The sequence below is a fragment of the Solidesulfovibrio magneticus RS-1 genome, from assembly GCF_000010665.1.
Taxonomy (GTDB): domain Bacteria; phylum Desulfobacterota; class Desulfovibrionia; order Desulfovibrionales; family Desulfovibrionaceae; genus Solidesulfovibrio; species Solidesulfovibrio magneticus.
Genome location: NC_012795.1, coordinates 1 through 8,867 on the forward strand (window position 1 = coordinate 1; position 8,867 = coordinate 8,867).

The following is an 8,867-nucleotide window of genomic DNA, read 5'->3' on the forward strand; positions in this document are numbered from 1 at the left end:
GAATCCAATTTGCGCACGTGACTGTTCTCAAATTGCACCAGAAACTACTTGATTTAATGAGTGATTTTTTGGAAGATGACACCCTATCGGAGGGTTAAAATGACAACGATCATAGCGTGTTCCAATAACAAGGGCGGGTCAGGCAAAACATGCTGTAGTGTTACCTTGGCACATGCCCTAGGGAATCGTGGAAAAAAAGTATTGGTGTGCGATTTGGACACGCAGTGCAATAGCACTTCTCTATTGTTAAGACAGGGAGATAACCCGAGAAATTCTTTGTATGAGTTGCTTTCCAGTGAAGCAGATGCACCATCATGTATCTACGCATCAAAATACGAAAATGTTGATGTTTTGCCTAACGTGGAAGAAGTTGCAGCCTTGGAATTTAGCTTAATAAAAGATGCAGAACGCAACTTAACTCTTTTTCGTGATAAGATTTCATCATACATTGAAAACAAGTATGATTTTGTAATGTTAGATTGTCCCCCAAACCTTGGATTTTGGACTATGGGTGCGTTGATTACTGCCAATTTAGTTATTTCACCAACGGTATCTGGTTCAGGATTTTCTCTTGATGGGTTATTACGTACTATAAAACTTATCCAAGATATTCAACAGCAAACAAATCCATCCCTTCGATTTTTTAGATTGCTTATTAATAATGTGGACAAACGGACAACGATGGGAAAAGTTACACTTGCACAACTTGTTGACAAACTAGGTCAAGACATGATTTTTGCAACAACAATTCCAGCTAGTTCTCAATTTCAACAAGCAGAACATTTGAGAGAGACAGTTCTTAGAAGTAACTCTAAATCGCCAGCAGCAAAGGCTTATCGAGCACTTGCACAAGAAATCTTGGAGCTTGTTGAGGGTTAATTATGGGCACACGAAAAGGAATTTCCAGTCTACTCTCAGGTGTAAAGAAAAACCCGGATGACCAGCAGAAGAGGAGCACTACTTTTGAAAAATTAATGCAAATTTCTCCCTTTGATTCTGAACCCAATATATCGGAAATCGCGCAGCAGGTTTCCGAAAAAAGTGTGTCCAAATCTGTGTCCAAAGGACAGACCAAAGGTCAGACTTTTGGACAGAGAAGTGTGTCCAAAGGACAGACCAAAGGTCAGACTTTTGGACAGAGAAGTGGTCTGACCAAAAGTGTGTCCAAAATATCCGATAATAACAACGATTTTTCCCCTTCCCGTGAACACTCGGAGAAGGGAATTTTTTACTTTCGGTCTCCAGGTGAACCACGCACTAAAAGTGAAAAAATCCTCTGGAAATACCTTGAAAAAAATCAAATAATAGTCATAAATTATGATGATTTATCTGAAGAAACGAGAATTCCAAGGACCACCATCAGAAACGTTTTTAGAAGGTGGTCAGAACAAAATATTTTGATTAAAACAAAGGCTCCTGGAAACTTAGGTTTAAAAATTGAATTCACCCCGAATGGACAGACAAATGGACAGGCGCAAGGTGTGTCCATTTTGCCCTCTAAGATAGATAGAAGAGATTTAAATCTATCTATCTCTCTTGAAACCCTCCAAACCGCATGGCCCAATCTTGCCCGAAAAGGGTTCGGTTTGGAGCAAATCTCGCAGATTGAAAAAATCCTGACCGAGCAGGGAAAGGGTCTTACCCGAGTTGTCCAAGGGCTGGATCACGCGGAATGGGAATTAGCCCATGACCAGATGTTGGACAAAGCTGGCCAGCCCGTAGCGGACCCCTGTTCATGGGTTTACCGCTCATTGGCTAGGGATGGGTATTACCGCAGGCCCAAGGGGTATATTTCTCCCCAGGAGCAAGCTGAAAAAGATGATGAAGCGGAAGCGAAAGCTCTCATCGATGCGAGGAATGCTGCTGATCAGGCACGGTTCCAAGCATGGAAAACGGGGATTTCTGAAAACGATTTTCAAAAAGCCATGAAGGGATTTCCTGGCGGTGATCGGGAGGCCTGGCTGAAAAAAGTTTGGAAGGAACGTTCCAGGGAATGACATGGGGATTTTGGTGTCCAGAACCCCGCAGATTTTGTTTCTGGATCAAAATCCACCCTGTCCCCTGCCCTGATCCTGAAAAGCGAAAATTAGCCAATTCTCGGGCCTTTTCGCGTGGCTTGGTTTTTTCGCCTTTCCAGCCAAGGCTTTTCAAGATTTCCGGTATTGTTTTAAAACTTTGTATTTATTAATTTTTTTAACAATCCGGGTTTGTTCTTGATTGGTATTCACTGTAAATTTAAAACTTTGCTATTGAAATAGTTTTGTAATCGCATATTTTTACAAAAAAATCATGGAGGTAACCTATGCCCGAACTTTCCTGGAGAGAAGCTTGTATAAGAGTTTTAACGGACTCTGATGGTGCATTGCACTGTAAAGACATTTCAGATAAAATTTATATTGATGGATATAAAAAACAGATGGGTGTAAAACCATCTGGTTTAGTTTATAATACAATATACAATTCAATTAAAAATGATAAAGAAAATTCTCCGTTTATTCAGGTTGGAAAGTCAATGTTTGCGTTAAAAACAACCAAAGATGAAAGCGAAGATGATAGCAAATCTAAAAGAAAGAAAAAAGAAACAGAATCTGCTGAGTGCCTTGTGAAGGCTTGTGGATTGTTTTGGCAAGCAAAATATGTTGATTGGAAATCTAGTCCAAAATTGTTAGGCAGAGAATCTGTTGGATCAGAATGCATTGACTTTTCAAATCAGAGTGGAATTTATATACTGTATGAGCACCATGCTCCGATCTATGTGGGTAGAGCTGCAAAGTGTAATTTAGCGAAAAGAATATCGGACCATGTCCGTGATAAGCACGCAGGAAGGTGGGATAGATTTACATGGCTTGGGTTTCTTGAAGTAGGAAGCAAAGGCGAATTATCAAAATCTTCAAAGGAAGTGTTTAATAGCGAAAGTTTGATTTTAACGGTAGAGGCAGTTCTTATAGAAACACTAGAAGCACCTCGAAATAAGCGTGGTGGTGATGGCTTTGACCAAATTGAGTACCTACAAGTATTAGACCCTGGCCTGTTAGATAAGAGGTATTTTGCCTAATCTACCCAGGTTCATACAGTTTTGGTGCCTCTATTGAAGGTTTATTTACTGTTTTCAATGAGTGCGGTGAATACTGGATTATAAAATCAGCCCGCATTCCATATTTGTCTGCAAAAAAAATTTTAAGGTAGGGGTCATCTGAATCTTGATCTTCAGATGACCCTGAAGACATTGTGTCATTGACCAGTATTAAGGCATCCAGGTCTGTATGCATTAAATTTACTAAATCATCACCTGAAATCTGGGATTGTCCACTCATTTCTTTTTCATATTCATAATACAGTGCAACGATTGGCATATTTGTATCTTTAGCAATATCTTTAATTGTTTCTATAGAATGGACCATGAACAAGTGTTCGGTTGAAAAATCTCTATTAAAATTGATATTTTGCATAAAGTCTACAACAATAAATTTGGTTTTTTTGTCATTTTTATCTATGTCAATAATAGTATCTCTAAGATTCTGAATTGCTAGTTCATCAGTAGCTTGTAATTTAATCCCTGATGTCTCTATTGTTCTTGCTGATTTTGTCAGTGCTTCTAATTCAAGATTGCTGCACATTCCTGTGTACGGTTTCTGCATGCTAACATCAGTATGGCAGCACAGCAGCTTCAAAGCAAAATTTTCCTTAGTTAAGCCAAGTGAAAAATAGTAGATAGATGTATCTGTGTTTAGTCCAATATTCAAAATTATGTTCAAAATTAATGAAAATTGATGTCTTCTTTGTCCAGATATTACAGTAACTTCCCCTGGCGTAATGCCTCTAAAATATACATCTAGCACTTCTATTCCAGTGGATAGCCCTGTCTTGTTGTCAGACAAGGATGGATTGCATTTGATTTTGTCTAAAACTCCAGAAAGTGCATCGCTTAATTGAGATTTCAAAGGTGGTCTCCTTGTTTTTCCCCGTAGTTTCAGTGATATGCGTACATCCTGGGTGATGGTATTGCAAGAGATTTGCGGTAATCTTGAAAATAACCGCAGCTACGGGGTGTTGCGATAAATTTAATACTTGAAGTCAGTATGGATATTAAGTTTACTTCCAAGATCCCCATGCTAAAATAAGAAGGAGGTCAAAAAAATTAAAAGATTCGGGAGTAATCTATGCCCAGCTGTGGTGATTGCATTAATTTTGTCTGCACATTGTCTGGCAAGTGTAATGATGGTAAATGGGAAAAGTTTTGCGAAACTGTACAAAAGGTGGTTTCAGAGGACAGCGCAGCAAATAGCAGTTGCTTTTCTCCCTGGCGTGTAGGATCATTGCGCAGCAATACTTAGATAGATCATTTTAAAAAGGTATGTTGACATGAAAGATGCAGTTGAAAGAGTAATTGATAAAATTATCAGAGCATCTTCCAGTAAAGGAAATGGCTTTGGAATTATGTCAAAGCTTGATGCAATTGATTCAATAACTAATGGATTCAAACCTGGATTAGTTTATGTTGTAGCTGCTGAAGCAGGTGCATACAAAACAGCGCTGTGTTTAACTATTTTAGAAAAAATTGGGATTGAAAGCGAAGCAAGCGTTGCGTATTTTAATAAATTTTCAACAGAGGATATGCTAGTCACAAGAATGATTTTTCAGTTTGCTGATGTTGATTATGTGCATTATATTGAAAATAACATCGAAAATCATGATATTTTGGCATTAAAACGCGCAGGAGATGCAATAGCTACAAGTAAAATAAAGATGTTTTGTAGCAAGAACGTGTCATTGGATGACATATATGACACCTGTGCAGAAGCAGATAGGCCTGATATAATTATTGTTGATTCGTTGAATGATGTATCTCTCGAACGTGGGCTTGAATTTACTTTGCAATTTTTGAAAAGTACAGCTATTGAATGTGAAATTCCAATAATAGTAACGTATGAAGTTCCATTAAAAAATATCAATAAAACAGCTTTGTTGGAAAATGGGGCTGATACAATTTTTTATTTGGACAACGAAGTATGGGAAGATGTTTTTGGAACAGATTACTTTGGTGATCCAATAATGCTATCTTATATTGAACTCCATGTTGTGAGAAATTTTTGTGGCCCAACGCGAAAGTCACGATTGTTTGTCAAGAAGAATTCTTTAAAGTTTTACAACTATGATATTAGTATATAATAGCATTTTTGAATTAAAATCCGAGATAGCATTGCTCTTTACCGAACAAGAGCAATGCTATTTTTTACAAATTGTTCTTTGTACTTTGCAATCCACGAAAGATTAAGTATCTTGTCATTCCAGATTTTGAAAAGCCCATTTTAATTCTAGTTTTTTCAATTTCTTCGTATAGTTCATCTGTCACACGTGTAATATACAACTTTTTAAGATGGTTCTTCATTCGAATTTTCCCCTATATTTTTCGATTGCTACTAATCTTTTTCCGTTTGAATCATCGTAGTATCTAGCGTCAAATCCTTTCTTTCGTAAAAATCCTTGAACACAATCCAACATTTCGTAATAAATTTCCATGCCAACCGTGGAAATTTCTAGCACATACTCCTGTTTATCAATTAATTTTAAAATATTTTCTATTTCATGTTCATGTTTCATAAGCTTAGCTCCTTCAATGTATTTATATTATTTATAAAACAAATACAAATAGATTTGAATTAGAATACAAAAAATTTTGTTTACATGAAAAAAAATCCAAATAGAATCGTAAAAGTCAATGAGATTTGTTAAATGTTTTTATATTAGTCGTAGCATTTTTATTTCTATGAAAATTAGTTTGTTTGCTGTAAGCAAATTTCAACTATAATTTTTTTAACAACCTGAATAAAGGAATTTTTGCAGTGCACTATAGACATACGAAAAAGTTTATTGAAAAATTCTTTAAAACGTACAAATCGAATGAAATTGATAACATTGTAGTGACAAATTTTGATGAAGCTGAATTTGTTTGTATTTTACAAATTGTTATTAGACTGCTCCAAATAGACCAATCAAAACTTGAGGCTATGCTTGATTTAAAGAAAAAGACACTAAGTGATATTTTTAATATGTATGATGAAAATTGCAAACGAAAAAGAAATGTACGGTATGAAACAAGATTTGGAATTTATCAAAGTTTGATAAATGTATTAAATATTTTTTGGGCTAAAGTTAAAGCCAATATTTCTAAACGCGATGTAGGTATGGCATACAACTTAAAGCATGTTGAAAATATTAAAAAAGATATGGAAAAACTTGAAAATAAAAATATTAACGAATGGACAAAGAAAGTTAGCTTAAAGATAAGTTAACATGAAGCCTAAACTGTATGAATTTTCGATTTGCTTCGCAAATCAATGATTATCTGTGCTGCATGCAGCCCAAATAATCATTAAAGAACATTTTTGTTTTGATAATTTCATATTTCAAAGCTGGAAGGTTTCTTACTCTTACTTATACTCCGAAGATTCGGGATTATGTTTTTTAGTTTAAAAAATTTTGTCTAGTTAGAGTTTAAAATTTACAAATAGCATATTTCAGATTTTTTTTAATTTTACTCTGTTTACTATAGAAAAAATTTTGTTAAGATGACAACAAAAGAAAAACGGAGGTTCCAACAAATGATTAAAAATGTTACAAAAACAGAAGTTTCAAAAAACGTGTATTCTTTTAAAAAAGATGACATGGAAATGGTTAAAGAAGGCCAATGGTATGAAACTATTCAAAAAATGAAAAAAGAAGGTTTATTTCAGGATGCGCTTACAGGGATGTGCTTTCCAATTTCACAGATGCCAAAGAAATCAAATTACCTTGGGTATTATTATTTCTTTCAATCAATGAATAGGTATAGCCCGTTTTTTGAAGAAGCATTTGACAGCTGTATTTTTATGTTAACGGAAAAAGGTTTTGAAGTAACTGTTTGTTACGCTGGTGAGAACGTTGAAATTTTTCTTGAAAAAGGAGGAGTCAATAATAACGCTATGGAGCAATTATTTGTAAAAGATGAAATTTCAGATGACTGGCTGTTAATTGAAAAAACAATAGTTCCAAGGCAGAAAGTTTCCTGCGGTTCTTGCTGCCCAAGGTAGTTTCCTGGTGATCCCTGGTTCTGCTCGTGGTTCACGATGACCAGGGATCACCATTGCTTGTAAAGTCTGGTTGAAAATTGATTCTACTCCATATCTGCAAACTCTAAGAAATTTTCTTTTTCAGGAATCACTTCGAACTTTATCCCACCATCTCCGTGGAAATTTTTGAAATGAAATTCTCGTGCATATAAAATTTTTTTCGGTATCCCATCTGGAAAAGCAGTGCATGTAAATGTTTTGTCATTTCGATAATGTTTACAAATCCTGCAAAAACAAAAACGAATATCCATAATTACCTCTTTCATACTAATCTATTTGCTGTAAATAGTTACTTCAAGACCTCATTTCCATTTTGCTAGCTCCCCCATGGTTCCTGCTCCCGTTTTTTGATGTTGGCTTCTTGTTGACACTATCTAAACGTTCGTTTAGATAGTGTCAATACACGGAAGGGAAATAAACATGCCTAAAATTATCGGATACTTACGCGTTTCAACGGATACGCAGGATGTAGAGAACCAAAAGCATGAAATAGAAGCATATGCTTCCCGAGAAGGGATGACTGTGGACACCTGGATTCAGGTGGAAATGAGTTCCCGTAGAAGCACCAGGGAACGGAGGTTGGATGAAACCCTTGACCTGCTCAAACGCGGGGATTCACTTATCGTGAGTGAGCTTTCCAGGATCGGGCGCAGTATCCGTGAGAACCTGAATATTTTACACGAGCTTGGGAAAAAAGGAGTGACCACCCACATCGTGAAGCAAGGCCTTCGCACAAATGGAAAGAACGATGTCCTGGCAACCATGCTCCTGGCCAATGTCTCATTCGCAGCTGAATTGGAAAGGGATCTGATTTCGCAGAGGACCAAGGCAGCACTGGCCCGGAAAAAAGCTGAAGGGAAAAAATTGGGTTCGCCCATGCTTGATGAACTTCACGCCCAGCAATCTGCTGCTGCCAAGGAATTTTCTGAAACGATCCGGGGGGAACTGGAAGCCTTGATCCAGGAGGGAAAAAGCCAGCGGGCCATTATGGATTCTCTTAATGAGAAGGGCATCCGAACGATTCGGGGCAACAGGTGGTCTTTGCCTTATTTGCAAGCCACGTTGAAACGGTTAGGCCTGATTACCAGGAGAACTAAAACTTAGAGCAATTTTAAATCTATTTACCACTTAATTGGCTGCTTTCTGCTGGTATGAAATACCCGTAAAATTTCTACAACATCTTCACGGACACGATATGGAATTAAATAATTGTATCTTGAGATGACCAGTTCTCTGGTTCCAAAGATTCTTCCAGGCCTGGAAGAATCGGGGAATTGTTTTAAATTATCAACTGCATCTTGAATATGCGCGTAGATTTTTACAGCTAATTCATGGTCCTCCCGCGCGATATATTCAAGCTCATCATCAAGATTCTTCAGAGCAGTCCGCAACCACTTAACGTGCACGGTAGCCCCACTTCCGATCCATCGCTTGGATTTCTTCAGGGGTGGAAAAATCCCCAGCATCCGCTTCAGCCAGGCCCTTGGTGATCTCCGCTACCTGCCACGATTCCCTCTCAAGGAAACTCTCCAGGGCTTGAATGACCAAAAAACTCTTCGTTCTTCCAGTTGATTCCGCGAGCTGCCCGAGCTGATCCGCCAGAGGCTTGGGTAAGCGCAAACTCATGGATTTATCGTTCATGGAAGCTCCTTATTTTTGTATTACAGTGTAATACATCAATCAGACATGGATGACAACTGTCCCAGGACAAACAGGATAACATCCTAAATTTATTAATATTTTAGAAATTATATTTTT

At 37.2% G+C, this 8,867-nt stretch carries 12 protein-coding genes; 7 read left to right on the forward strand and 5 right to left on the reverse strand.

Going from position 1 to position 8,867, the window contains the following annotated elements; translation table 11 throughout:
* Nucleotides 1-99 precede the first annotated feature (99 nt).
* The 3 genes from DMR_RS24085 (at nt 100) to DMR_RS24095 (ending at nt 3,055) form a co-directional block, all read left to right on the forward strand.
* On the forward strand, nt 100-879 hold the full coding sequence (locus DMR_RS24085; protein WP_012749576.1) for a ParA family protein: 780 nt from the start codon (nt 100-102) through the stop codon (nt 877-879).
* Nucleotides 880-881: 2 nt separating this feature from the next.
* Nucleotides 882-1,997 carry a hypothetical protein gene (locus DMR_RS24090; protein WP_012749577.1) on the forward strand — a complete coding sequence of 372 codons (1,116 nt, stop codon included), beginning with the start codon at nt 882-884 and terminating at the stop codon, nt 1,995-1,997.
* A gap of 305 nt (nt 1,998-2,302) precedes the next feature.
* On the forward strand, nt 2,303-3,055 hold the full coding sequence (locus DMR_RS24095; RefSeq protein WP_012749578.1) for an HTH domain-containing protein: 753 nt from the start codon (nt 2,303-2,305) through the stop codon (nt 3,053-3,055).
* A gap of 1 nt (nt 3,056) precedes the next feature.
* Here DMR_RS24095 and DMR_RS24100 read toward each other — a convergent pair whose 3' ends face one another.
* Entirely contained in the window at nt 3,057-3,941 is an 885-nt protein-coding gene (locus DMR_RS24100) for a DnaB-like helicase C-terminal domain-containing protein (RefSeq protein WP_012749579.1), read from the reverse strand.
* A gap of 421 nt (nt 3,942-4,362) precedes the next feature.
* On the opposite strand from DMR_RS24100, the gene DMR_RS24105 reads away from it, so the two are divergent.
* Nucleotides 4,363-5,169 carry a DnaB-like helicase C-terminal domain-containing protein gene (locus DMR_RS24105; protein WP_012749580.1) on the forward strand — a complete coding sequence of 269 codons (807 nt, stop codon included), beginning with the start codon at nt 4,363-4,365 and terminating at the stop codon, nt 5,167-5,169.
* A 216-nt stretch (nt 5,170-5,385) separates the two neighbouring features.
* Here DMR_RS24105 and DMR_RS24830 read toward each other — a convergent pair whose 3' ends face one another.
* Nucleotides 5,386-5,601 carry a hypothetical protein gene (locus DMR_RS24830; protein WP_148208567.1) on the reverse strand — a complete coding sequence of 72 codons (216 nt, stop codon included), beginning with the start codon at nt 5,599-5,601 and terminating at the stop codon, nt 5,386-5,388.
* Between the two features lie 242 nt (nt 5,602-5,843).
* Here DMR_RS24830 and DMR_RS24110 point away from each other — a divergent pair, with 242 nt between their 5' ends.
* Together DMR_RS24110 and DMR_RS24115 are read left to right on the forward strand one after the other, a co-directional pair.
* Nucleotides 5,844-6,293: a hypothetical protein gene (locus DMR_RS24110; protein ID WP_012749581.1), complete on the forward strand. Its 450-nt coding sequence runs from the start codon at nt 5,844-5,846 to the stop codon at nt 6,291-6,293.
* Between the two features lie 309 nt (nt 6,294-6,602).
* Nucleotides 6,603-7,070 carry a hypothetical protein gene (locus DMR_RS24115; RefSeq protein ID WP_148208568.1) on the forward strand — a complete coding sequence of 156 codons (468 nt, stop codon included), beginning with the start codon at nt 6,603-6,605 and terminating at the stop codon, nt 7,068-7,070.
* An 83-nt stretch (nt 7,071-7,153) separates the two neighbouring features.
* Here DMR_RS24115 and DMR_RS24835 read toward each other — a convergent pair whose 3' ends face one another.
* A complete protein-coding gene (locus DMR_RS24835) occupies nt 7,154-7,360 on the reverse strand; it encodes a hypothetical protein (RefSeq protein WP_148208569.1) in 207 nt (68 codons plus the stop codon).
* Between the two features lie 169 nt (nt 7,361-7,529).
* Here DMR_RS24835 and DMR_RS22190 point away from each other — a divergent pair, with 169 nt between their 5' ends.
* On the forward strand, nt 7,530-8,213 hold the full coding sequence (locus DMR_RS22190; protein WP_012749583.1) for a recombinase family protein: 684 nt from the start codon (nt 7,530-7,532) through the stop codon (nt 8,211-8,213).
* Nucleotides 8,214-8,230: 17 nt separating this feature from the next.
* Here the strand turns inward: DMR_RS22190 and DMR_RS24120 are convergent, their stop codons facing one another.
* Nucleotides 8,231-8,515: a type II toxin-antitoxin system RelE/ParE family toxin gene (locus tag DMR_RS24120; RefSeq protein WP_012749584.1), complete on the reverse strand. Its 285-nt coding sequence runs from the start codon at nt 8,513-8,515 to the stop codon at nt 8,231-8,233.
* Entirely contained in the window at nt 8,505-8,750 is a 246-nt protein-coding gene (locus DMR_RS22195) for a CopG family ribbon-helix-helix protein (protein ID WP_012749585.1), read from the reverse strand. The genes DMR_RS24120 and DMR_RS22195 overlap by 11 nt, the downstream gene beginning before the upstream one ends.
* Nucleotides 8,751-8,867: the final 117 nt, after the last annotated feature.